This window comes from Streptomyces tanashiensis (genome assembly GCF_014648895.1).
In the GTDB taxonomy this organism is placed as follows: domain Bacteria; phylum Actinomycetota; class Actinomycetes; order Streptomycetales; family Streptomycetaceae; genus Streptomyces; species Streptomyces tanashiensis.
Genome location: NZ_BMRZ01000013.1, coordinates 192,225 through 214,839, shown reverse-complemented (window position 1 = coordinate 214,839; position 22,615 = coordinate 192,225). Strand labels below are relative to the sequence as shown.

Sequence of the window (22,615 nt, the reverse complement as noted above, 5' to 3'; positions counted from 1 at the left end):
CCCGGGCTTCACCGTCGCCGCCCCCTACTCCAAGGTCGGCTGGAACGCCTCCGACACCCGTGAGCTGTCCTTCGACGACGTCCGCGTCCCGGTGGAGAACCTCCTCGGCGAAGAGGGCCGCGGGTACGCGCAGTTCCTGCGGATCCTGGACGAGGGCCGGGTCGCGATCGCGGCGCTCGCGACGGGCCTCGCGCAGGGCTGTGTCGACGAGTCGGTGAAGTACGCGCACGAGCGGCAGGCCTTCGGGCGGCCGATCGCCGACAACCAGGCCATCCAGTTCAAGATCGCCGACATGGAGACGCGGGCGCACATGGCCCGGATCGGCTGGCGGGACGCGGCCTCGCGGCTCGTGCTCGGCGAGCCGTTCAAGAAGGAGGCGGCGATCGCGAAGCTGTACTCCTCCACGGTGGCGGTGGACAACGCCCGTGAGGCGACCCAGATCCACGGCGGCTACGGCTTCATGAACGAGTACCCGGTGGCCCGGATGTGGCGCGACTCGAAGATCCTGGAGATCGGCGAGGGCACCAGCGAGGTCCAGCGGATGCTGATCGCAAGGGAGTTGGGCCTTCCGGCCTGAGCCTCCCCCTTCCGCGCGACGAGCCCGTCGTCCCCTCGGGGCGGCGGGCTCTCCCCTGCCCCTACAGACTTTTATGAGGTTAGGCTAACCTACATTCTCATGACGCAAGCCGAGACCGCCCCCTTCCAGTTCTTCTCCCTCCAGGTCGACCGGACACGGCGACTCGGCCCGTCCCTGGTCCGGATCACCTTCACCGGGGACGACCTCAAGAACTTCGCCGCGGGGGGCCGCGACCAGTCGCTCTCCCTCTTCCTGCCGCACCCCGGCCAGGAGGCGCCGGTCCTGCCGCCGTTGGACAACCCGGACATGTACGCGATCCTCGGCGCCTGGCGCGCGATGCCCGACGACGAGCGGGCCGTGATGCGCTCCTACACCGTCCGCGAGCAGCGCACCGAGCCGGTGAACGAGGTGGACATCGACTTCGCCCTCCACGAGGACGGGGGGCCCGCCTGCCGCTGGGCCGGCCGCGCCGAGGCCGGCGACCGTGTGGTGGTCCTGGGCCCGGCGGTCGCCGCGAACACGGGCGTCCGCTTCCAGCTTCCCGAGGACGCCGACTCCGTGCTGATCTGGGCCGATGAGACGGCCCTCCCCGCCGCCTCCGCGATCCTGGAGTGGCTCCCGGCCGAGACCCGCGCCCAGGTGTTCCTGGAAGTGCCGTACTCCGGCGACCGGATGGAGCTCGCGACCGAGGCGGACGCCACGGTCACCTGGCTCGTACGGGAGGAGGGCGCGCCGTCCGCCGTGGACGCGGTGTCCGGCGTCGAGCCGCCCGGCCGGGCCCCGTACGTCTGGATCGCGGGCGAGTCGGGGGCCGTGAAGGCGCTGCGCCGCCACTTCGTGCGGGAGCGGGGGCTCGACCGCCGCCGGGTCACGTTCGTCGGCTACTGGCGCAAGGGCCTGTCCGAGGACGCCCTGCGCGAGGTCCCGGACGAGACCCAGGAAGAGGCGTAACCCGGCCGAGAGGCCGATACGGCGTCAACTGCGCCCCGGCCGAAGCGCTTCGCGGGGGGCGAGGGACATTGCGAGTGAAAGTTAGGTTAGGCTAACCTCACTTACGCATCACCCCTTCGCCCCTTCCTGCTGTCCGGAGGCCCCCCACATGCGCTCGCACCTGCTCAATGACGCGACGGCGGAGAGCTATCGGCGCTCCGTCACCGAAGGAGTCGAGCGGGTGGCGAGCCGACTCGCCGCGACGCGAGGTCCGTTCACCGGTGTCACGCCCGCCGAACTGGCTCCCGTGATCGACGCCGTCGACCTCGACCGCCCGCTCGGCGACTCCTCCGCCGCCCTCGACGAGCTGGAGAGCGTCTACCTCCGGGACGCCGTCTACTTCCACCACCCCCGCTACCTCGGGCACCTCAACTGCCCGGTGGTCATCCCCGCCGTCCTCGGCGAGGCCGTCCTCTCGGCGGTCAACTCCTCCCTGGACACCTGGGACCAGAGCGCGGGCGGCACCCTCATCGAGCGCAAGCTCATCGACTGGACCAACGGCCGCATCGGCTTCGGCCCGTCCGCCGACGGCGTGTTCACCAGCGGCGGTTCGCAGTCCAACCTCCAGTCCCTGCTCCTCGCCCGCGAGGAGGCCAAGACGGACGACCTGTCGAAGCTGCGGATCTTCTCGTCCGAGTGCAGCCACTTCAGCGTCCAGAAGTCGGCGCAGCTCCTCGGCCTCGGCCGGGACGCCGTCGTCTCCATCCCGGTCGACCGGAACAAGCGGATGCAGTCCGTCGTCCTCGCCGCCCAGCTGGAGGCCTGCCGCGCCGAGGGCCTGGTCCCGATGGCGATCGTCGCCACCGCCGGCACCACCGACTTCGGGTCCATCGACCCGCTGCCGGAGATCGCCGCCCTGGCCGAGGAGTACGGCGCCTGGATGCACGTGGACGCCGCGTACGGCTGCGGGCTGCTCGCCTCGCCGACCCGCCGCCACCTCCTGGACGGCATCGAGCGGGCCGACTCGGTCACCGTCGACTTCCACAAGTCCTTCTTCCAGCCGGTGAGTTCCTCGGCGATCCTGGTCCGCGACGGGGCGACCCTGCGCCACGCGACCTACCACGCCGACTACCTCAACCCGGCCCGGACGGTCGCCGAGCGGATCCCCAACCAGGTCGACAAGTCCCTCCAGACGACCCGCCGCTTCGACGCGCTCAAGCTCTGGATGACCCTGCGCGTGATGGGCGCCGACGGTGTCGGACAGCTCTTCGACGAGGTCTGCGACCTGGCCGCCGAGGGCTTCGCGCTGCTCGCCGGCGACCCGCGCTACGACGTGGTGGTCGAGCCGCAGCTCTCCACCCTCGTCTACCGCTACATCCCGGCCGCCGCCGCCTCTCCGGAGGAGATCGACCGGGCCAACCTGCATGCCCGCAAGGCGCTGTTCGCCTCGGGCGAGGCCGTCGTCGCCGGTACCAAGGTCGACGGCCGCCAGTACCTCAAGTTCACCCTGCTCAACCCCGAGACCACCGCGGCCGACATCGCCGCCGTCCTCGATCTGATAGCCGGCCACGCCGAGCAGTACCTGGGAGAGACCCTTGTCCACGCCTGAGACGACCGAGATCCACGACTTCATCGGCATCGGACTCGGTCCGTTCAACCTCGGACTCGCCTGCCTGACGGAGCCGATCGACGAGCTGAACGGCCTCTTCCTGGAGTCCAAGCCGGACTTCGAGTGGCACTCGGGAATGTTCCTCGAGGGCGCCCACCTCCAGACCCCGTTCATGTCGGACCTGGTCGCGATGGCCGACCCGACCTCGCCGTACTCCTTCCTCAACTACCTGAAGGACAAGGGCCGGCTGTACTCGTTCTACATCCGCGAGAACTTCTACCCGCTGCGGACGGAGTACAACGACTACTGCCGCTGGGCGGCCGCGCGCCTCTCCTCCATCCGCTTCTCGACCACGGTCGCCTCGGTGACCTTCGACGAGGCCGCCGAGGTGTACGTGGTCTCCACCGAGGCCGGAGAGACGTTCCGGGCGCGCCGGATCGTCCTCGGCACCGGCACCCCGCCGTACGTCCCCGAGACCTGCCAGGGCCTCGGCGGCGACCTGATCCACAACTCGCGCTACCTCCCGAACAAGGAGGAGCTGCAGAAGAAGAAGTCGATCACCCTGGTCGGCAGCGGCCAGAGCGCCGCCGAGATCTACCACGACCTCCTGAGCGAGATCGACGTCCACGGCTACCGGCTGAACTGGGTGACCCGCTCCCCGCGCTTCTTCCCGCTGGAGTACACCAAGCTCACCCTGGAGATGACCTCCCCGGAGTACGTGGACTACTTCCACGCGCTGCCCGAGCAGACCCGCTCCCGCCTGGAGACCCAGCAGAAGGGCCTCTTCAAGGGCATCGACGGCGAGCTGATCGACGCCATCTTCGACCTGCTCTACCAGAAGAACCTCGACGGCCCCGTGCCGACCCGGCTCCTCACCAACTCCGCCCTGCACGCCGCCGCGTACGACGACACGACCGGCACGTACACCCTCGGCTTCCGCCAGGAGGAGCAGGAGAAGGACTTCACCCTGGAGACCGAGGGCCTGATCCTCGCCACCGGGTACAAGTACGCCGTCCCCGCCTTCCTGGAGCCGGTCCGCGACCGGCTGTGCTGGGACGGCCAGGGCCGCTTCGACGTGGCCCGCAACTACGCGATCGACACGACCGGCCGCGGGATCTTCCTGCAGAACTCGGCCGTGCACACGCACTCCATCACCTCGCCCGACCTCGGCATGGGGGCGTATCGCAACGCGTACATCATCGGGGCGATGCTGGGTTCCGAGTACTACCCCGTCGAGAAGACCATCGCCTTCCAGGAGTTCGCCGTATGACCGTCCGCTTCCGCCCGCTCGACCCCCTCAAGGACGCGGAGCTGCTCCACTCCTGGGTCACCCACCCCAAGGCCGCCTTCTGGATGATGCAGGACGCGAGCCTGGAGGACGTCGTGCGCGAGTACACGGCCTTCGCCGCCCACCCGCACCACGAGGCCTTCATCGGCCTGGTCGACGAGGTCCCCGCGATCCTCATGGAGCGCTACGACCCGGCCCACCTGGAGCTGGTCGGGCTCTACGATCCGCAGCCGGGTGACGTCGGCATGCACTTCCTCGTCGCCCCGACCGACACCCCCGTGCACGGCTTCACCCGCAAGGTGATCACCGCCGTGATGGCCGAGCTGTTCGCCGACCCGGCGACCGCCCGCGTGGTCGTCGAGCCCGACGTCGACAACAAGGCCGTGCACGCGCTCAACGAGGCCGTCGGCTTCGTGCCCGAGCGCGAGATCCAGAAGCCGGAGAAGAAGGCCCTGCTGAGCTTCTGCACCCGCGCGCAGTTCGAGACCGCCGTCGGAGCCACGATATGAACCCCGTCGCACACCTCACCCCCGAGCGCTGGGCCGCCGCCAACCGCGCGCTGATCCGCAAGGGCATCGCCGAGTTCGCCCACGAGCGGCTGCTCGACCCGAAGGAGCTGGGCGAGAGCCGCTACCAGGTCCTCAGCGACGACGGCGGCACCGAGTACCGCTTCACCGCCGACCGCTTCGCGCTCGACCACTGGCAGGTCTACCCCGAGTCGATCAGCCGCCACCGCGGCGACGAGCAGCTCCCGCTCGACGCGCTCCAGTTCATCACCGAGCTGCGCGGCTCCCTCGGCCTGAGCGACGAGATCCTCCCGGTCTACCTGGAGGAGATCTCCTCCACCCTGGCCGGCACGGCCTACAAGGCGACCAAGCCGCCCGTCACCTCCGCCGAGCTGGCCCACGCCGGCTTCCAGGCGATCGAGACCGGGATGACCGAGGGCCACCCCTGCTTCGTCGCCAACAACGGCCGGCTCGGCTTCGGCGTCGACGAGTACCGGGCGTACGCCCCCGAGGCCGCCGCGGAGATCCGGCTGATCTGGCTGGCCGCGCACCGCGACCGCACCACCTTCACCGCCGGCGCCGACCTCGACTACGAGGCCTTCGTCCGCGCCGAGCTCGGCGACGCGACGGTCGACGGCTTCGCCGCCACCCTCGCCGAGCGCGGTCTCGACCTCGCCGACTACCTCCTCATGCCGGCGCACCCCTGGCAGTGGTGGAACAAGCTGTCCGTCACCTTCGCCGCCGAGGTCGCCCAGGAGCGCCTGGTGTACCTGGGCGAGGGCGACGACGCCTATCTGGCGCAGCAGTCGATCCGTACCTTCTTCAACACCTCGGACCCGGCCAAGCACTACGTGAAGACGGCGCTGTCCGTCCTCAACATGGGCTTCATGCGGGGCCTGTCGGCCGCGTACATGGAGGCCACCCCGGCGATCAACGACTGGCTGCACGGTCTGATCGACTCGGACTCCACGCTCAAGGCGGCGCGCTTCTCGATCATCCGCGAGCGCGCGGCGGTCGGTTACCGCCATCTGGAGTACGAGGCCGCCACCGACCGCTACTCCCCCTACCGCAAGATGCTGGCCGCGCTCTGGCGCGAGTCCCCGGTGCCCTCGCTCGCCGAGGGCGAGCGTCTGGCGACGATGGCCTCGCTGCTCCACCTGGACCACGCGGGCGCGTCCTTCGCGGGTGCGCTGATCAAGGAGTCGGGTCTGGAGCCGAGGGTGTGGCTCCGCCAGTACCTGGACGCCTACCTCCTCCCGGTCCTGCACTGCTTCTACGCCTACGACCTGGTCTTCATGCCGCACGGCGAGAACGTGATCCTCGTCCTCGACGAGCGGGGCGCGGTCGACCGGGCGATCTTCAAGGACATCGCCGAGGAGATCTGCGTCATGGACCCGGCGGCGGTCCTCCCGCCGGCGGTGGAGCGCGTCCGCGCCGAGGTCCCGGAGGACATGAAGCTCCTCTCGGTCTTCACGGACGTCTTCGACTGCTTCTTCCGCTTCCTGGGCGCGACCCTGGCGGCGGAGGGCGTCCTCGACGAGGACGGCTTCTGGCGGACGGTCGCGGAGTGCGTGCGCGGCTACCAGGAGGCGAAGCCGGAGCTGGCGGACCGCTTCGCGCAGTACGACATGTTCGCGGAGACCTTCGCCCTGTCGGCCCTCAACCGCCTGCAGCTCCGCAACAACAGGCAGATGGTCGACCTGGCGGACCCGTCGGCGGCCCTCCAGCTCGTCGGCGACCTGGTGAACCCGATCGCGCGGTTCGCCTGACGTTTCCGGGACCGACACGGGCCCCGGCGGAGTACGGTCCTCCGCCGGGGCCCGTCGTCATGCCCCTACTCCGCCGGCCAGGGGACCTCCGGCGAGCGGTAGTAGGGGATGCCCAGCGCGTCGAAGCGCGGCGCCTGCTCGGCGAGCCGCACCTTGTACGTCTCCCAGTCGTGGCTCGCCGCCGTGGACCAGCCCAGCTCGGCGACGCCGGGGAGGCGCGGGAAGGCCATGACGTCGAGGTCCCCGGTGGAGGCGAGGGTCTCGGTCCACAGCGGCGCCTCGACGCCCTTGACGGCGCTCTCCGGGGCCCCGGGGAGGTAGGTCGCCGGATTCCAGTCGTACGACCTGCGGACCTCGACGTAGCCGGCCCAGGCGAGGCCGAGCGGGGTGTCCTTCGTGTACTTCATGTCGAGGTAGGTCCGGTCGGCGGGCGAGAGGATCAGCCCGGTGCCGTTCTGCGCGGCCGCGGCGACCCGCTCCTTCTCGGCGGCGGGGGTGCGGTCGAGGCCCCAGTACTGGACGAGGGCGCCCTTCGCCGGGGTGGCGCCGGTCAGCTGGTGCCAGCCGACGACGGTCTTGCCGTACTTGGCGACGACCGGCTGCACCTTGTCCATGAAGGCCACGTAGTCGGCGTGGCTGGTGGAGTGGGCCTCGTCGCCGCCGATGTGGAGGTAGCGGCCGGGAGTGAGGGCGGCGATCTCCCGGACGACGTCGTCGACGAAGTCGTACGTGACGGGCTTGGGCACGCACAGGGAGCTGAAGCCGACCTTGGTGCCGGTGTAGAGGGGCGGGGCGACGCCGTCGCAGGTGAGGTCGGCGTAGGAGGCGAGCGCGGCGTTGGTGTGGCCGGGCATGTCGATCTCGGGGACCACCTCCTGGTAGCGGGAGGCGGCGTACTCCACGATCTCCCGGTACTGCGCCTTGGTGTAGAAGCCGCCGGGGCCGCCGCCGACCTCGGTGGAGCCGCCGTAGGTGGTGAGGCGGGGCCAGGAGTCGATGGCGATGCGCCAGCCCTGGTCGTCGGAGAGGTGCAGGTGGAGGGTGTTCACCTTGTAGAGGGCGAGCTGGTCGATGTACCGCTTCACCTCGTCGACGGTGAAGAAGTGGCGGGCGACGTCGAGCATGGCGCCCCGGTAGGCGTAGCGCGGGGTGTCGACGACGGTGCCGCCGGCGATCTTCCAGGGGCCCGGCTGGACGCTCTTGCGCTCGACGGCGGACGGGAGCTGCTGGCGCAGGGTCTGGACGCCGCGGAAGAGGCCTGCGGGCTCGCGGGCGGTGAGGGTGACGCCCGCGGGTCCGGAGCTGAGCCGGTAGCCCTCGTCGCCGAGGCCGGTCTCGTCGGGGTCGAGGCGGAGCCGGATGCCGCGGCCGGCGGCGCTGTCGTCGACGACGGGCAGCGGGAAGCCGGTGGCGGGGCGGAGGAGTCCGGCGAGGTAGCGGCCGATGGCCTGGGACTCGACGGAGGTCTCGTCGACGCCGATGCGGGTGGCGGCGGTGAGGGCGAAGGGCTCGCCCTCCGGGGTGACGGAGGCGGGTACGGGCACGATCCGGCCGAGCGGGCGGACCTCGGGCTCGGCGGCCGCCCTGCCGGGTGCCTTGGCGTCGGCCGCGGCCTCGCCGCAGCCGACGCCGGCGGTCGCGAACAGGAGCAGGGATCCGATCAGGCGCGGGATCGTTCGGCGCTGTCTCACAGGCGGGCTCCCCTTCGGGTGATCGACACGTCCACATGTCTGTATATCCCCTCGGCCACCATGCGTACCGCTCGCCCTACTCGGGGTCAAGGTCTGGACCAAGGAGGTGACCCCGCCCGTGGAACAGGGCCTCTCTGCCCGAAATCGGGCAGGATTCTTGCAAAGGGCGCGGGTGACCCCTCAGTATTCACGGGTGCTCGAACGCCGCCCGTCGCACGACGATCTCATCGACCACCTGGTCCGCAGCACCGCGCTCCAGCGCGGTGAGGCCGCCCGGGTGGTGCTCGACGTGCTGGCGTACTTCGACGAGACGACCGAGGAGTTCGTCCGCCGCCGCCACCGGGAACTGCAGTCCGGCGGCGCCGTGAACGCCGAGATCTTCGAACGGATCGCGGCGGAACTGCCTCACCGGGCGGTGGCGCCACCGGAGCTCTCGCTCCGGCAGCTGCGCCGCATCGTCTACGGCTGAGCGCCGTACGCCCGAGGGCGTCCGAGTACATCCACCAACCTGGAGGGGTTTCACCTTTATGTGCGGAATTGTCGGTTACATCGGTAAGCGTGACGTCGCCCCGCTGCTCCTGGAGGGCCTGGCCCGCCTCGAGTACCGCGGCTACGACTCGGCCGGCATGGTCATCACCAGCCCGAAGGCCGCCGGCCTGAAGATGGTGAAGGCCAAGGGCCGCGTCCGCGACCTGGAGGCCAAGGTCCCCAAGCGCTTCACCGGCACCACCGGCATCGCCCACACCCGCTGGGCCACCCACGGCGCCCCCAGCGACATCAACTCTCACCCGCACCTCGACCCCGAGAACAAGGTCGCGGTCGTCCACAACGGCATCGTGGACAACGCCCAGGAGCTCCGCGCCAAGCTGGAGGCCGACGGCGTCGTCTTCGCCTCCGAGACGGACACCGAGGTCATCACCCACCTCATCGCCCGCTCCCAGGCCGAGACCCTCGAGGAGAAGGTCCGCGAGGCGCTCAAGGTCATCGAGGGCACCTACGGCATCGCCGTGATGCACGCCGACTTCAACGACCGCATCGTGGTGGCCCGCAACGGCTCCCCGGTCATCCTCGGCATCGGCGAGAAGGAGATGCTCGTCGCCTCCGACGTCGCCGCCCTGATCGCCCACACCCGCCAGGTCGTCACCCTCGACGACGGCGAGATGGCCACCCTCAAGGCCGACGACTTCCGCACCTACACCACCTCGGGCGCCTCCACCACGGCCACCCCCGAGACCGTCGAGTGGGAGGCCGCCTCCTACGACATGGGCGGCCACGACACGTTCATGCACAAGGAGATCTCCGAGCAGCCCGACGCGGTCGACCGCGTGCTGCGCGGCCGGATCGACGACCGCTTCTCCACCGTGCACCTGGGCGGCCTGAACCTGGACCCGCGCGAGGCCCGCACCATCCGCCGCATCAAGATCCTCGGCTGCGGCACCTCGTACCACGCCGGTCTCATCGGCGCCGGGCTCATCGAGTCCATGGCCCGCATCCCCGCCGACGCCGAGCCGGCCTCGGAGTTCCGCTACCGCAACCCGGTCGTGGACCCCGACACCCTCTACATCGCCGTCTCCCAGTCCGGTGAGACCTACGACGTGCTCGCCGCCGTCCAGGAGCTCAAGCGGAAGGGCGCCCGCGTCCTCGGCGTCGTCAACGTCGTCGGCTCCGCCATCGCCCGCGAGGCCGACGGCGGCGTGTACGTCCACGCCGGCCCCGAGGTCTGCGTCGTCTCCACCAAGTGCTTCACCAACACGGTCACCGCCTTCGCGCTGCTCGCCCTGCACCTGGGCCGCATCCGCGACCTCTCCGTCACCGACGGCAAGCGGATCATCGAGGGCCTGCGCAAGCTGCCCTCGCAGATCGAGGAGATCCTCAAGACCGAGGACGAGATCAAGAAGATCGCCGCGGAGTACGCCGGCGCCCAGTCGATGATGTTCATCGGCCGTGTGCGCGGCTACCCCGTCGCCCTGGAGGCCTCCCTCAAGCTGAAGGAGATCTCCTACATCCACGCCGAGGCGTACCCGGCCTCCGAGCTGAAGCACGGCCCGCTCGCCCTCATCGAGCCGGCCCTGCCGACCGTCGCGATCGTCCCCGACGACGACCTGCTGGAGAAGAACCGCGCCGCCCTGGAGGAGATCAAGGCCCGCAGCGGCCGCATCCTCGCGGTCGCGCACCAGCCGCAGGCGAAGGCCGACCACACCATCGTCGTCCCGAAGAACGAGGACGAGCTGGACCCGATCCTGATGGGCATCCCGCTCCAGCTCCTCGCCTACCACACGGCGCTCGCCATGGGCCGTGACATCGACAAGCCGCGCAACCTGGCGAAGTCCGTCACCGTCGAGTAGGCCCCCCAGCCGTCGCGGCCGAGGCGCGGCGCCCGGGCCTGTCCCCCGGACGCCGCGCCCCTCCGGGCCTGTCCCCCGGAGCCTCGGCCGGACACCCAGCGGTCCCCGTGCACACACCTCCCGTGCACGGGGACCGCTTTTTCGCGCTCGGTTCGCCTCCGGGGCGCGGGCGCGCCCCTTCGGCTCACTCGTCGGGCGGGTGGGTCACCCCGCGGCCGGGGCGCTGCCGCCCGCCGCGCGGCGCAGGGCCGTCGGCCAGCCGGCGACCGCGGCCGTGGCGCCGTACCAGGCGACCAGACCCGCGACGGCGGCGACCCAGCCGCCCGCCTTCCCGAGGCCGCCGTTGTCGGCGAGGGCGCCGATGCCGAGCAGCAGCAGCGCGACGAACAGCAGCCCGTACACGCCCTGTCCGAAGAGTCCGCTGCCGGCGGCCGCCATGGTCAGCGTGAGCGCGAGGAGCGCCCACAGGAGCAGGAAGAGCCCCATGGCGTCGGCCGAGGCGTCGGCGCCGCCGGCGCCGGTGCCCCAGGTGAACCAGAAGGCGCCGAGCGCCGCGTACGCCGTGCCTTCGCCCTTGTCGCCCGCGCGCAGGGCGAGCAGTCCGACGAGGAAGAGGGTCACGCCGCCGACCCAGGTGGCGAGGCCCGCGGCATCCCCTGCCGCGACGTTGTCGATGACACCGGTTCCGCCCAGGCCGAAGGCCAGCAGGGTCAGTCCGAGTGCCAGGTGGCCGAGCGTGGAGGTGGTGTTTCCCGCGGCGACTTCGTTGTTCACGGCGGGCTCCCTTCAGGTGTGCAGTTGTCCTGCGTGAGCTGCTGAGTTCCGTGACCTTTATGTACCCTTCACAAGCGCACAATTCACCTGAGGAAGGCCGAATTTATGGCCGGATGACGGCAGTTGAGGAAGCGACCTGACGGGCCGTACGGGACGGAAGGGGCCCGTCCGCGCCTTACGGGATGACGATGACGGGCCGCTGGGCGCGGCGCGCGAGGCGTCCGGCGACCGAGCCGAAGATCCGGCCGACGATCCCGTGGGTGGAGCCGACCACGATCGCGTCGGCCGAGTACTCCCGGCCGACCTCCTCCAGCTCGTGGCAGATGTCGCCGCCGCGCTCGACGAGGATCCACGGCACCTCGGAGAGGTGCTCGGCGCAGGCCAGCTCCAGACCGAGGACCTCGGTGCGGTGGTCCGGCACGTCGACGAAGACCGGGGGCTCACAGCCGGCCCACACCGTGGTGGGCAGCCGGTTGGCCACATGCACGATGATCAGGCCCGATCCGGAGCGGCGGGCCATGCCGATCGCGTACGCGAGGGCACGCTCACTGGACGTGGAGCCGTCGAAGCCGACGACCACCCCGTGCCGGAAGGCCGGGTCGCAGGCATGACGTGGCTGTTCCACCGCGAGGGGGTCGACCGTGGAATCGGCGACGCGCTTGCGGTCCGCGGGTTCGGGGAATTCGTGACCGGCCATCGGTGTCTCGGCGAAGAGGGTCCTCGTGGGAAGGGACGGGGAAAGGAGGGGACGAACGACGGGTGGCGGCGGAGCTGTGTCCGGGAATCATCTTCCCAAGCCCATACCCCCAAGGGTACGGCGACACTCCTCTCCTGCCCAGTGCCCGCTGTGCCACTCCTGGCGTGCCCGCCGCTCGCGCGCGGCGTCCCAGGGAGCATGCACGAGGGGTTCGGGATCTGGCAATGCCGGATGTGCCCTACAGGCGTCCGTACGGGGGCCAAACGGACGTCGCCGAGAGTGACCGGAACGTTCCGCTCCTCGTTGCCACAGGTCCAGCCCACCGTCGCAGGGAGACCGCCCGTGCCCGCACCATCGACCGCCGCCGGCCAGACCTCCGCAGCCCCCTCCCCCGCGCTCGGCGCGCCCCGCGGCCGCCGCCGGGCACCCGCCCTCCCCCCGGCCCCGGAGCCGGGGACGGAGCCGGGGACGGCGGCAGGGCAGGGAGCGGCGGGCCAGGCCGGTGACGTCGTCCGCTGGGCGGTCTTCTGCTGCGTCCTGGTCCCCGTGATCCTCGTCGTCTACGGCGCCTCGCTCGGCGGGGCCGCCGGGACCGCGCTCGGTCTCGTGTCGGTGACCGCCGCCTGCCGGCTGCTGCTGAGCCGCTCGGAGCGCGGGCTACGCGCGGAGACGGTCCGGCCCCGGCGCCGGAGCTAGCCTCCGGGGGGCCGGAATCCTGCCCCGACCCTCTTCGAGTTGACAGGTTCGCACACCCGACCCCATATGTTTTCAGCCAACTTCCAGCCGCCGGCGAGTCCTTGGCGGAACGGTTGGCCAACCCCGGCACCGAAGGCCGCGGAAGCCCCGTATCAAGGGCCCGCACCCCCCGCGTACGGGGGCGTTCGCCGTACCGCGCCTCCCCCGGGCGGCCGTCGGAGGCACGACGCGGCGATCGATCGCTTCACGCCAAGTTGCCTTGTCGACAATCCACCGGATGGAGAACTTGTCACGCCGGCGCCACGGGACACAGTAGATTCGATCATGGGTACCGAAGACTGGGGTCTCGTGCAAAACCGAGGGGAAACGTGCAGGAGCGACACGACCAGGGAGACGCGAACACCGAGGGGGGCTTAGCGTCATGAGCCAGGACTCCGCCGCACCGGAGGTCGCACGGAAGCTGTCCGGGCGCCGCCGTCGCGAAGTCGTCGCGGTGCTGCTGTTCAGCGGCGGCCCCATCTTCGAGAGCTCCATCCCGCTCTCCGTGTTCGGCATCGACCGGCAGGACGCCGGAGTGCCCCGCTACCGGCTGCTCGTCTGCGCCGGCGAGGAGGGCCCGCTGCGGACCACCGGTGGGCTCGAACTCACCGCGCCGTACGGCCTGGAGGCCATCAGCCGGGCGGGCACCGTCGTCGTCCCGGCCTGGCGGTCGATCACCTCGCCGCCGCCGCCGGAGGCGCTCGAAGCGCTGCGCCGCGCGCACGAGGAGGGGGCCAGGATCGTCGGGCTGTGCACCGGGGCGTTCGTCCTGGCCGCGGCCGGACTGCTCGACGGCCGCCCGGCGACCACGCACTGGATGTACGCGCCGACGCTCGCCAAGCGCTATCCGTCGGTCCACGTGGATCCGCGGGAGCTCTTCGTCGACGACGGGGACGTGCTGACCTCCGCCGGCACCGCGGCCGGAATCGATCTGTGTCTGCACATCGTGCGGACCGACCACGGCACGGAGGCCGCGGGCGCCCTTGCGCGCCGGCTGGTCGTCCCGCCGCGGCGCAGCGGCGGTCAGGAGCGCTACCTCGACAGGTCTTTACCTGAGGAGATCGGCGCCGACCCGCTGGCCGAGGTCGTCGCCTGGGCGCTGGAGCACCTCCACGAGCAGTTCGACGTGGAGACGCTCGCCGCGCGCGCCTACATGTCACGGCGGACCTTCGACCGCCGGTTCCGCTCGCTGACGGGCTCCGCCCCGCTCCAGTGGCTGATCACCCAGCGGGTGCTGCAGGCGCAGCGGCTGCTCGAGACCTCCGACTACTCGGTCGACGAGGTCGCGGGCCGGTGCGGCTTCCGCTCCCCGGTGGCGCTGCGCGGCCACTTCCGGCGGCAGCTCGGCTCCTCGCCGGCCGCCTACCGCGCGGCGTACCGCGCCCGGCGGCCGCAGGGCGAGACGGGCACCGCGGTGCTGGAGGCGGCGGTGCCGTCCCAGGGCCCGGCGGGACTCCGCAGGCCGCTGGAGCCGGGCAAGCCGCAGTCGGACGCGTACGCGCCGGGACGCCCGGCCCTGCCGGGCCAGCGCAGCGCGCCGTAGGACCGCCGCCGCCACAAGCGGCGCGACGCAGGACCGAAGGGCCCTCGGGGACACCTCCCCCGGGGGCCCTTCGGCGTCCGGGGAACGCATCCCTCCGGAACCTCGGTTCCTACCCGCCGGACCGGAATACAACCCTCGGCGCGGTATTGAAATGATCACCTTGCGGAGTGCGCCCGACAGTGGTGATGATGCGTCACTTTTTCCGACATGACGCCTGCTACTTTCCCGATCGTCATGCGTCGAAAGGAAATGTGATGAACGTCAGGCGTCTCTTCGTATCCGGAGGCCTCGCTCTGGCCGTCGTCGGATCGTCCCTCGCTCTCGCGGCCCCGGCGAACGCCGTCATCGGGTGTGCCGACTTCCATGCCTGCCTGTACTACAACTCCGACTACAAGGGGGCCATGTACAAGCAGGAGTACGACACCCCGGACTACTCCGGCCGCTACTTCGAGACCAGCCTCGCCGGCAGCAACGGGAACGGGGTCGTGGTCAAGAACAATGCCGCCTCCGTGGACAACTGGGACAGACTGAGCCGTATTCGGGTCTACTACAACTCGAACTACAACGGCAATTACGCCTACCAGACCATCCCGGCGGACGGAAAGGGAAATCTCAACTCGACGATGAAGAACAACAACGCCTCCGGCAAGTTCATCGACTACGGAACGGGCTGATCACCCCGCCGCCACGGCTGAAGAGGGGCACTCCGGCCGGTGTGCACCGGCGGAGCGCCCCTCCCGCGTCCCCTTGCTCCGGATCACCACCTCGAAGGAACCACGCCCCCATGGGAAGCTCCCTCCCCCGCACCCTCACCGCCGCCCTTCCGGTCTCGCTCGCGGCAGTCCTGCTCGCCGGCTGCGGCAGCCCTTCCGCCGGCGGGACGAAGGGGGAGCCGGGAATTCCCGCCACGGCCGATGTCCCGAAAATCACCACGGCGGTGACCGACCCCGTCCCCGTGGAGGCCTATCTGCTCTCCGAGGCGCAGTGGAACAGGCTCGGGAAGGCCGAATACGCCTTGCGCACGCAATGCATGAAGCGCTTCGGTTTCGAGTACGGCGACCCCCTGCTCGCGGCGGACCCCTCCGGCCAGACCATCTCCCAGTACCGATACGGAAAGCTGGATCCCGCGAAGACCGCCGTCCACGGGTACAGAACGCCCCGGAACCCGGCCTCCGACGCCGGAGCGAAAGCGACGAAGGAGCAGGTCCGGAAGATCAGCGCGAATGAGCGCATGATCCTCACCGGCACCGCCGACCTCTCCCAGAAGAGCGGAAAGGGCGGCCAGGACCTCGACGGCCAGAAGGTTCCCGAGGGCGGCTGCATCGGCGAGGCGCGGCGGAAGCTGGGCGATTACGGGGACGCCCAGGTCGCCAATGACGTGAATCTCGACAGCTTCGGAAAGTCGCTCCAGGACGGGCGGGTGCTGGCCGTCTTCGCCCAGTGGTCGCGGTGCATGGCGCAGAGCGGATACCACTACAAGAGCCCGATCGAGGCCTCCGACGACAAGAAGTGGGTCGGCGGGACGGCCTCCGCGGAGGAGCGGAACGTCGCCACCGTGGATGCCCGGTGCAAGATCAAGAACAATGTCGCGGGCGTCTGGTACGCGGTCGACGTCGCCTACCAGAAGCAGGCGATCGAGGCGCACGCCGAGGAGCTCGACCAGGTGAAGAAGGACATCGAGGGGCAGCTGAGGACCGCCGCCGAGGTCCTGGGCGGCTGAGGCCGGGAGCCGTGGTGCGGCTCGCCCTCTGGGGCGAGACGCTGATCACGTCTTAGGGTAGGACGCATGAACGATCGCATGGTGTGGATCGACTGCGAGATGACCGGGCTCTCGCTGACGGACGACGCACTCATCGAGGTGGCCGCACTGGTCACCGACTCGGAACTGAACGTGCTCGGCGACGGAGTGGACATCGTGATCCGTCCGCCGGACGCCGCCCTGGAGACCATGCCCGAGATCGTGCGCCAGATGCACACGGCCTCGGGGCTGCTGGACGCGCTCGCCGACGGCACCACGCTCGCCGACGCGGAGGCCCAGGTCCTCGCGTACATCCGCGAGCACGTCAAGGAGCCCGGCAAGGCGCCGCTGTGCGGGAACTCGGTCTCCACGGACCGCGGCTTCCTCGCCCGCGACATGCCCGCCCTGGAGGGCCACCTGCACTACCGGATCGTCGATGTCTCCTCGGTCAAGGAGCTGGCCCGCCGCTGGTACCCGAGGGCGTATTTCAACAGTCCGGAGAAGAACGGCAACCACCGGGCCCTCGCCGACATCCGCGAGTCCATCGCCGAGCTGCGCTACTACCGCGAGGCGATCTTCGTCCCGCAGCCCGGACCCGACTCGGACACCGCGAAGCGGATCGCGGCCCGGCACGTCGTCCCCGCCGAATAGCCGTACGAACGGGCCCGCTCGCGCCCGCCGAACAATGCGTGCGCGAGCACCCCTCGGAACCCTGTAGACTTCTTCTCGGCCGGTCGGGGAAACCTTCGGGAAAACCGCCGGTCATGGTGGGTATAGCTCAGCTGGTAGAGCACCTGGTTGTGGTCCAGGATGTCGCGGGTTCGAGTCCCGTTACTCACCCTGAAGGCTCAGGCCCCGGTTCGAAAGAACCGGGGCCTGAGTCGTTCCTGCCGCCATCGACACCCTGGGAGCGCTCCCGGGATGTGTGCTCCGTCACTCGTACGGGCGAGGCGGTGAGCGACGGCGCGGAGAAGCGGAAGGTCTCCCGCGCGTCCGCGCGGGAGACAGGAGGGCGCGCCCCGGCCGGTGGTGGGGGTGGAAGCCGGCCGGGGCGCGCGGTGTGGGGGGCGCGGTGGCTTATCGGTAGGCGCCGAAGGCCTTCGTGAAGGCCAGCGGCTGCTGGAGGATCGAGGAGCACGTGGGGTCGGCGTAGGTCACGGCGCCGGCCGCGCACTGCTTGTCACGGGTCGAGGACCACATCGAGAGCCAGCCGATGCCCTTGGACTTCGCGAAGTCGACGAGCTGGGTGGCGTCGTCGACCTTGAAGACCTCGCTGCTGACGTCGTTGACGCCGATCATCGGGGTGACGGCGACGGCCTTCCAGGCGGCGGCGTCGGAGAGGCCGAGGACGCCCTTGATCTGGGCCTGGGTCGCGGTGGCGGCCTGGATCGCGTACGTGCCCATGTCGGCGCTGTACGCCGGCCCGTAGTCCATCGCCATGATGTTGACGGCGTCGACGCGGACCCCGTTCCTCTTCGCGTCGGCGAGCAGGTCCACGCCGGGCTGGGTGAGGCCCTCGGGCATGACCGGCAGGGTGAAGGAGACGTTCAGGCCCGGGTGGGACTTCTGCAGCTGGGCGATCGCCTGCGCGCGACGCGTGTTGGCGGCGGTGTCCGGGAGGGCCGCGCCCTCGATGTCGAAGTCGACCTTGGTGAGCTTGTACTGGTCGACGACCTTGCCGTACGCGGCGGCGAGCGCCGAGGAGGTCGAGCAGTTCAGGGCCAGTTCGTGACCGGCGGCGCCGCCGAAGGAGACCCGGACGTCACCGCCCTTGGCGCGCAGGGCGCCGATCTGGGCCGCGACCTTGTCGTTCGCCAGGTCGGTGACGCCGCCCCACAGCGGGGCGCAGGAGCCGCCGGAGGTGACGAAGGCGAGGTTGAACTCCTTCACGCCGGTGGCGTCGGCGGTGGCGAGCAGGTCGTACGCCGGGTAGAGCGAGGTGTCGACGTACGGGGCGTACTTGGCGGCCGTGGCCGGAGCGCCCGTCGCGGTCGCGGTGGGGGTCGGGGTGGGCTTCGGGCTCGCGGTCGCGGTCGCCGTGGCGGTGGCCGTGGCGGTGGCGGTCGGCTTCGGGGAGGTCGTCGCCGTGGCCGTCGGCTTCGGGGAGGCCGTCGCGGTGGGCTGCCCGGTGGGGCGGCCGCTGGGGGTGGGGGCGGTGCCGCCGGCGGAGCAGGCGGCCTTGTTGATGCGGCAGTTGGCGGGGTCGCCGGCCTGACCCGCGGCGGAGGTGACGAAGCCGACGGTGACCGAGGCGCCCGGTGCCAGCTGCCTGTTCCAGCTCGCGGGCTTCACGGTGACGTGGCCGCCGGAGACGGTGTACTCGCCGTTCCAGAGGGAGCCGATGGCGGTGCCGGCCGGGAGGTCGAACTCCAGGGTCCAGTCGGACTGGGCGGCGGTCGTCTCGTTGGTGACGACGTACTGGCCGGTGTAGCCGCCGGTCCAGGAGCTGGTCCGGGTGTAGGCGGCGCCGACGGCGGCGGCCTGGGCGGTGCCGGTGAGCACGAAGGCCCCGCCGCCGACGACGGCCGCCGCGACGACCGCTCCGACGACCTTGGTCCGGGTGCTCGTCCTGCGCCGGTGCGAACTGCTGACCATCGCGTGCCTGCCTCTGCGTGCCGGGGGTGAGGAGTGGGGTGCGGCAGCACGCTAGCGACCGGGAAGCGGACAAATGCCGTGCCGGGGAACCCTGTCGGGATCCTTAGGCTCCGCTTAAGGAAGGCATCGGGACCACGAAAGGTTGGGCGCCGGGAAGCGGGGCGTCACGCCTTGCGGCGGCGGCCGCGCCGGCCCCCGCTCCCGCCCGCACCGGTTCCGCGCCCGTCGAGGCTGATCCAGATCCGCACCTCGGTGCCGCCGAGGACCGAGTGGCCGATGCGGACGTCGCCGCCCGTCGACTCGGCCATGCGGCGGACGATGTCGAGGCCGAGGCCGGTGGAGCCGTCGCGTCCGCTGCCCGCGCCCCGCGCGAGCGCGGCGGCGGGGTCGGCGATGCCGGCGCCCGCGTCGGAGACGAGGACGATGACGGCGTCGTCGCCGTTGTGGACGTCGATGGAGAAGGCCGTGCCCTCGGGGGTGTGGCGGAAGACGTTGCCGAGCAGGGCGTCGAGGGCGGCGACGAGTTCGGGGCGGGCGACGGGGATGCGGACCGGGCGCTCGACGCCCGCGACCCGCACCCGGCGGCCCTCGTCCTCGGCGAGCGCCGACCAGAACTCCATGCGCTCGCGGACCACTTCGGCGGCGTCGCAGCCGGCGCCGGGCCCGGTCGCCTGGGTCTGCGGCTTCGCTTCGCGGGCCGTGCGGATGATGATGTCGACCTCGCGCTCCAGCTGTTCGACGGCGGCGCGGGTCTGCTCGGCGGCGGGGCCGGAGCCGAGCGAGGCCGCGTTGAGCCGGAGGACGGTCAGCGGGGTGCGGAGCCGGTGGGAGAGGTCGGCGGCCAGCTCGCGCTCGTTGGCGAGGAGCTGCACGACCTGGTCGGCCATCGAGTTGAAGGCGACGGCGGCCGACTTGAGTTCGGGCGGCCCCTCCTCGGGGACGCGGGCGCCGAGCTTCCCCTCGCCGAGGTCGTGGGCGGCGCCCGCGAGCCGCTGGGCGGGCTGGACCATGCGGACGCCGAGGCGGTCGGCGACGGCGACGGAGCCGACGATCAGGGCGATGCCGACGCCGGCGAGGACGAGCCAGGCGGTGGCGACGCCGTTGCTGACCTCGCCCTCGGGGACGAAGAGTTCGACGACGGCGACCTGGGCGTTGCTGAGCGCGGTGGGCTGGAGCAGGGCGAAGCCGCCGGGCACCTCGGCGATGGAGGCGCGGCCGAGGGTGCGGGTCGCGGCGAGCTCCGCCGGGTCGGCCCGCCGGGTGCCGATCTCCAGCGCGGTCCCGCCGGGTTCGGCGGCGGGGACGTGGATGGCGAGGCGTCCGGCGGCGCCGTCCTCGGTGGTGGCGACGGCCTTGTCGAGTTCGTCGCGGTCGGTGGTGATCGCGAGGACGGGCGCGAGCCCGGCGGCACGCCGTTCGGCGTTGGAGAACGCCCGGTCGCGGGCCATCTCCTTGACGACGAGCCCGAGGGGGACGGCGAAGGCGAAGACGACCATGACGGTGACGGCCAGCGACACCTTGACGAGCGCCCATCTCACGGCTGCGGCTCCCGGGGCGGCTCCAGCTTCACGCCCACCCCGCGCAGGGTGTGCAGGTAGCGGGGCCGGGCGGCCGTTTCACCCAATTTCCGCCGCAGCCATGACAAATGTACGTCGATGGTCTGGTCGTCCCCGTACGACTGCTGCCAGACCTCCGCGAGCAGCTCCTTGCGCGGGACGACGACACCCGGCCGGCCGGCGAGGAAGGCCAGCAGGTCGAACTCGCGCCGGGTCAGGTCCAACGGTGCCCCGTCGAGCTCCGCCTGACGGCGCAGCGGATCGACGGTGAGCCCGCCGACCCGGATGACCTGGGAGGGCGGCACCTCGCCCGCGCCGGCGCGGGAGCGGCGCAGGACGGCGGCCATCCGGGCCGTCAGGTGGTCGACCGAGAAGGGCTTCACGAGGTAGTCGTCGGCCCCGGCGTGCAGCAGCCGTACGATCTCGGCCTCGTCGTCCCGGGCGGTCGCGATGATCACCGGGACGTCGGTGATCCCGCGCAGCATCTTGAGCGCCTCGGACCCGTCGAGATCGGGCAGACCGAGGTCCAGGATCACGACGTCGAAACGGAAATGGGCGACCTCGCGCAACGCCTCCAGAGCCGTGCCGACGCTCCGTACGGTGTGGGAGGCCTCGGTCAGCTGCCGGATGAGGGCGGAGCGCACGAACTGGTCGTCCTCGACCACGAGCACACTTGCCATGGGGCGCACCGTACGCCATTCGGGTGACGCACCGGGCAAGGTCCACCCTCCGGTACGGCCGTTCGCCCCGTGGTGCACTATGTCCCGGTGCGAAGAGGACTCGTTCACGCCCTGGCCTGGTCGCTCGCCACCGGGGCGGCGGTCACCCTGTCCTGGTGGGGAGTGCACACGGTGCTGTCCGGCACCGTGTACGACCCGCCGCGCGCGCTGCCCCTCCCGGCCGGGCCCGCCGAGGTGCCGGTCACGACCGGCGGCGATCCGCAGACCTCCTCCACCCGGCGGCCCGAGAGCACCGCGCCCACGGCGCCGGCCACCCCGAAGTCCACGCCGAGCGAGGTCCGTACGCCGCCGGCCACCCCGTCCGCGACGCCCTCGCGGCGCCCGGACCCCACGACCGAGGCGCCCACCGCCCCGCCCTCGGGCCCGGACTTCGGCTCGGGCGTGAAGAGCTACACCGTGGACGGCGGCCGGGTCACCTTCGACCTGGGCGAGACCTCGGCCGAACTGGTCTCGGCGACGCCCGCGTCCGGCTGGCAGATGCAGGTGTGGAAGCAGACGACCTGGATCCGGGTCACCTTCACCAAGGACGGCCGCGAACTGTCGGTCTTCTGCCTGTGGCACGACAGCGCGCCCCGCGTGGAGATCGAGGACCGGCAGGCCTAGGGGGTGTCCGACCCTGATCCGCCGGACAGGCCCTGGGGTCTGTCAGCGGAAGACGGACGCCGGCGGTACGGGTGAGGGCTTGGCGCTCTCGTCGGTGACCGGCGACGCTCCCCCGGCGAAGTCGGCGAGCACCCGGCCGTGCTCCACGCGCCCCGGGTGCGGGTCGGTGGCGACCCGGCGGGTCAGTTCGGCCACCGGCAGCTCACGGTCCGAGGCGAGCAGCACCGCGTTGCCGAAGCGGCGGCCGCGCAGGACCGTCGGGTCGGCGGTGAGCGCCAGCTCGGGGAAGACGGCGGCCGCGGTGGCGATCTGGCCGCGCAGATGGGTCAGGGGCGGGCCGTCCGCGAGGTTCGCCGCGTAGAAGCCGCCGGGCCGCAGCACCCGCCGCACCTCGGCGAGGAACTCGGTGCTGGTCAGATGGGCCGGGGTGCGGGCCCCGCTGAACACGTCGGCGATGACGAGGTCGGCCCAGCCGTCCTGGACCTTGGCGAGGCCGGCGCGGGCGTCGGTGGAGCGGACCCGGATGCGGGCCCCCGCGTCGAGGGGCAGTTCCCGGCGGACGAGCTGGACCAGGGGCCCGTCGAGCTCCACGATCTGCTGGGTGGAGCGGGGCCGGGTCGCGGCGACGTACCGGGCGAGGGTGAAGGCGCCGCCGCCGAGGTGCACGACCTGGAGCGGCCGGTTCGGCGGGGCGGCGAGGTCGGCGATGTGACCGAGGCGCCGCTGGTACTCGAAGGTGAGGCGGGCGGGGTCGTCGAGGTCGACGTGCGACTGCGGGGCGCCGTCGATGAGCAGCGTCCAGCCGCGCGGGCGTTCCCGGTCGGGTATGAGTTCGGCGAGCCCGCCGTCGACGGTCTCGACGACGGGGACGGCCGTCGCCGCCCGGTCCCGCTGTTTGTTCCTGGCCACGGGCCCATTA

The 22,615-nt window shown here is 71.4% G+C and carries 21 protein-coding genes and 1 tRNA gene; 15 read left to right on the top strand and 7 right to left on the bottom strand.

The genetic code is table 11. The annotated features are described in order from the left end of the window. From IE237_RS30445 to IE237_RS30420, 6 genes are all read left to right on the top strand, one after another. Positions 1 to 577, top strand: a 577-nt coding sequence (locus tag IE237_RS30445) for an acyl-CoA dehydrogenase family protein (protein ID WP_268253764.1), incomplete at its 5' end; no start/stop codon positions are given. Positions 578 to 676: 99 nt separating this feature from the next. Then, positions 677 to 1,528, top strand: coding sequence for a siderophore-interacting protein (locus IE237_RS30440; RefSeq protein ID WP_189805339.1), 852 nt, complete (start codon positions 677 to 679; stop codon positions 1,526 to 1,528). Between the two features lie 148 nt (positions 1,529 to 1,676). Beyond that, complete coding sequence (locus tag IE237_RS30435; protein WP_189805338.1) at positions 1,677 to 3,116, top strand: pyridoxal phosphate-dependent decarboxylase family protein; 1,440 nt, start codon at positions 1,677 to 1,679, stop codon at positions 3,114 to 3,116. Next, complete coding sequence (locus IE237_RS30430; RefSeq protein ID WP_189805337.1) at positions 3,103 to 4,386, top strand: lysine N(6)-hydroxylase/L-ornithine N(5)-oxygenase family protein; 1,284 nt, start codon at positions 3,103 to 3,105, stop codon at positions 4,384 to 4,386. Before IE237_RS30435 ends, IE237_RS30430 begins: the two co-directional genes overlap by 14 nt. Beyond that, positions 4,383 to 4,913, top strand: coding sequence for a GNAT family N-acetyltransferase (locus IE237_RS30425; protein WP_189805336.1), 531 nt, complete (start codon positions 4,383 to 4,385; stop codon positions 4,911 to 4,913). The genes IE237_RS30430 and IE237_RS30425 overlap by 4 nt, the downstream gene beginning before the upstream one ends. Further along, positions 4,910 to 6,679, top strand: coding sequence for an IucA/IucC family protein (locus IE237_RS30420; protein ID WP_189805335.1), 1,770 nt, complete (start codon positions 4,910 to 4,912; stop codon positions 6,677 to 6,679). Before IE237_RS30425 ends, IE237_RS30420 begins: the two co-directional genes overlap by 4 nt. 65 nt (positions 6,680 to 6,744) lie before the next feature. On the opposite strand, the gene IE237_RS30415 is transcribed toward IE237_RS30420, so the two are convergent. Further along, the gene (locus IE237_RS30415; protein WP_189805334.1) at positions 6,745 to 8,370 is read right to left on the bottom strand and encodes a beta-N-acetylhexosaminidase; all 1,626 of its coding nucleotides are present in this window, start codon (positions 8,368 to 8,370) and stop codon (positions 6,745 to 6,747) included. A 193-nt stretch (positions 8,371 to 8,563) separates the two neighbouring features. Here IE237_RS30415 and IE237_RS30410 point away from each other — a divergent pair, with 193 nt between their 5' ends. Both IE237_RS30410 and glmS read left to right on the top strand, forming a co-directional pair. Then, positions 8,564 to 8,839, top strand: coding sequence for a hypothetical protein (locus IE237_RS30410; RefSeq protein WP_030210307.1), 276 nt, complete (start codon positions 8,564 to 8,566; stop codon positions 8,837 to 8,839). A gap of 58 nt (positions 8,840 to 8,897) precedes the next feature. Next, positions 8,898 to 10,715 carry a glutamine--fructose-6-phosphate transaminase (isomerizing) gene (gene glmS, locus IE237_RS30405; protein ID WP_189805333.1) on the top strand — a complete coding sequence of 606 codons (1,818 nt, stop codon included), beginning with the start codon at positions 8,898 to 8,900 and terminating at the stop codon, positions 10,713 to 10,715. 204 nt (positions 10,716 to 10,919) lie between these two features. Here glmS and IE237_RS30400 read toward each other — a convergent pair whose 3' ends face one another. Next, complete coding sequence (locus IE237_RS30400) at positions 10,920 to 11,489, bottom strand: GPR1/FUN34/YaaH family transporter (RefSeq protein WP_189805332.1); 570 nt, start codon at positions 11,487 to 11,489, stop codon at positions 10,920 to 10,922. Between the two features lie 175 nt (positions 11,490 to 11,664). Then, entirely contained in the window at positions 11,665 to 12,186 is a 522-nt protein-coding gene (locus IE237_RS30395; protein ID WP_015033782.1) for a universal stress protein, read from the bottom strand. A 342-nt stretch (positions 12,187 to 12,528) separates the two neighbouring features. Between IE237_RS30395 and IE237_RS30390 the strand changes: the two genes are divergently transcribed. The 6 genes from IE237_RS30390 to IE237_RS30365 all read left to right on the top strand — a co-directional run bounded on the left by IE237_RS30390 (position 12,529) and on the right by IE237_RS30365 (position 17,042). Next, positions 12,529 to 12,882 carry a hypothetical protein gene (locus tag IE237_RS30390; protein WP_189805352.1) on the top strand — a complete coding sequence of 118 codons (354 nt, stop codon included), beginning with the start codon at positions 12,529 to 12,531 and terminating at the stop codon, positions 12,880 to 12,882. Between the two features lie 421 nt (positions 12,883 to 13,303). Beyond that, positions 13,304 to 14,464 (top strand): helix-turn-helix domain-containing protein, encoded by a 1,161-nt coding sequence (locus tag IE237_RS30385; protein WP_189805331.1) that lies wholly within the window; start codon positions 13,304 to 13,306, stop codon positions 14,462 to 14,464. A 254-nt stretch (positions 14,465 to 14,718) separates the two neighbouring features. Further along, positions 14,719 to 15,138 (top strand): peptidase inhibitor family I36 protein, encoded by a 420-nt coding sequence (locus tag IE237_RS30380; protein ID WP_189805330.1) that lies wholly within the window; start codon positions 14,719 to 14,721, stop codon positions 15,136 to 15,138. 110 nt (positions 15,139 to 15,248) lie between these two features. Then, a complete protein-coding gene (locus tag IE237_RS30375; RefSeq protein ID WP_189805329.1) occupies positions 15,249 to 16,184 on the top strand; it encodes a hypothetical protein in 936 nt (311 codons plus the stop codon). A gap of 66 nt (positions 16,185 to 16,250) precedes the next feature. Further along, positions 16,251 to 16,853: an oligoribonuclease gene (orn, locus tag IE237_RS30370; RefSeq protein ID WP_189805328.1), complete on the top strand. Its 603-nt coding sequence runs from the start codon at positions 16,251 to 16,253 to the stop codon at positions 16,851 to 16,853. 116 nt (positions 16,854 to 16,969) lie between these two features. After that, positions 16,970 to 17,042 (top strand) — tRNA-His (locus IE237_RS30365). Between the two features lie 237 nt (positions 17,043 to 17,279). On the opposite strand, the gene IE237_RS30360 is transcribed toward IE237_RS30365, so the two are convergent. The 3 genes from IE237_RS30360 to IE237_RS30350 all read right to left on the bottom strand — a co-directional run bounded on the left by IE237_RS30360 (position 17,280) and on the right by IE237_RS30350 (position 21,033). Further along, on the bottom strand, positions 17,280 to 18,797 hold the full coding sequence (locus IE237_RS30360; protein WP_189805327.1) for a glycoside hydrolase family 18 protein: 1,518 nt from the start codon (positions 18,795 to 18,797) through the stop codon (positions 17,280 to 17,282). A gap of 164 nt (positions 18,798 to 18,961) precedes the next feature. Then, complete coding sequence (locus IE237_RS30355; RefSeq protein ID WP_189805326.1) at positions 18,962 to 20,335, bottom strand: sensor histidine kinase; 1,374 nt, start codon at positions 20,333 to 20,335, stop codon at positions 18,962 to 18,964. Continuing rightward, on the bottom strand, positions 20,332 to 21,033 hold the full coding sequence (locus tag IE237_RS30350) for a response regulator transcription factor (RefSeq protein WP_189805325.1): 702 nt from the start codon (positions 21,031 to 21,033) through the stop codon (positions 20,332 to 20,334). The genes IE237_RS30355 and IE237_RS30350 overlap by 4 nt, the downstream gene beginning before the upstream one ends. 87 nt (positions 21,034 to 21,120) lie before the next feature. On the opposite strand from IE237_RS30350, the gene IE237_RS30345 reads away from it, so the two are divergent. Further along, a complete protein-coding gene (locus IE237_RS30345) occupies positions 21,121 to 21,696 on the top strand; it encodes a hypothetical protein (protein WP_189805324.1) in 576 nt (191 codons plus the stop codon). A gap of 42 nt (positions 21,697 to 21,738) precedes the next feature. Here IE237_RS30345 and IE237_RS30340 read toward each other — a convergent pair whose 3' ends face one another. After that, on the bottom strand, positions 21,739 to 22,605 hold the full coding sequence (locus IE237_RS30340; protein ID WP_189805323.1) for a spermidine synthase: 867 nt from the start codon (positions 22,603 to 22,605) through the stop codon (positions 21,739 to 21,741). Positions 22,606 to 22,615: the final 10 nt, after the last annotated feature.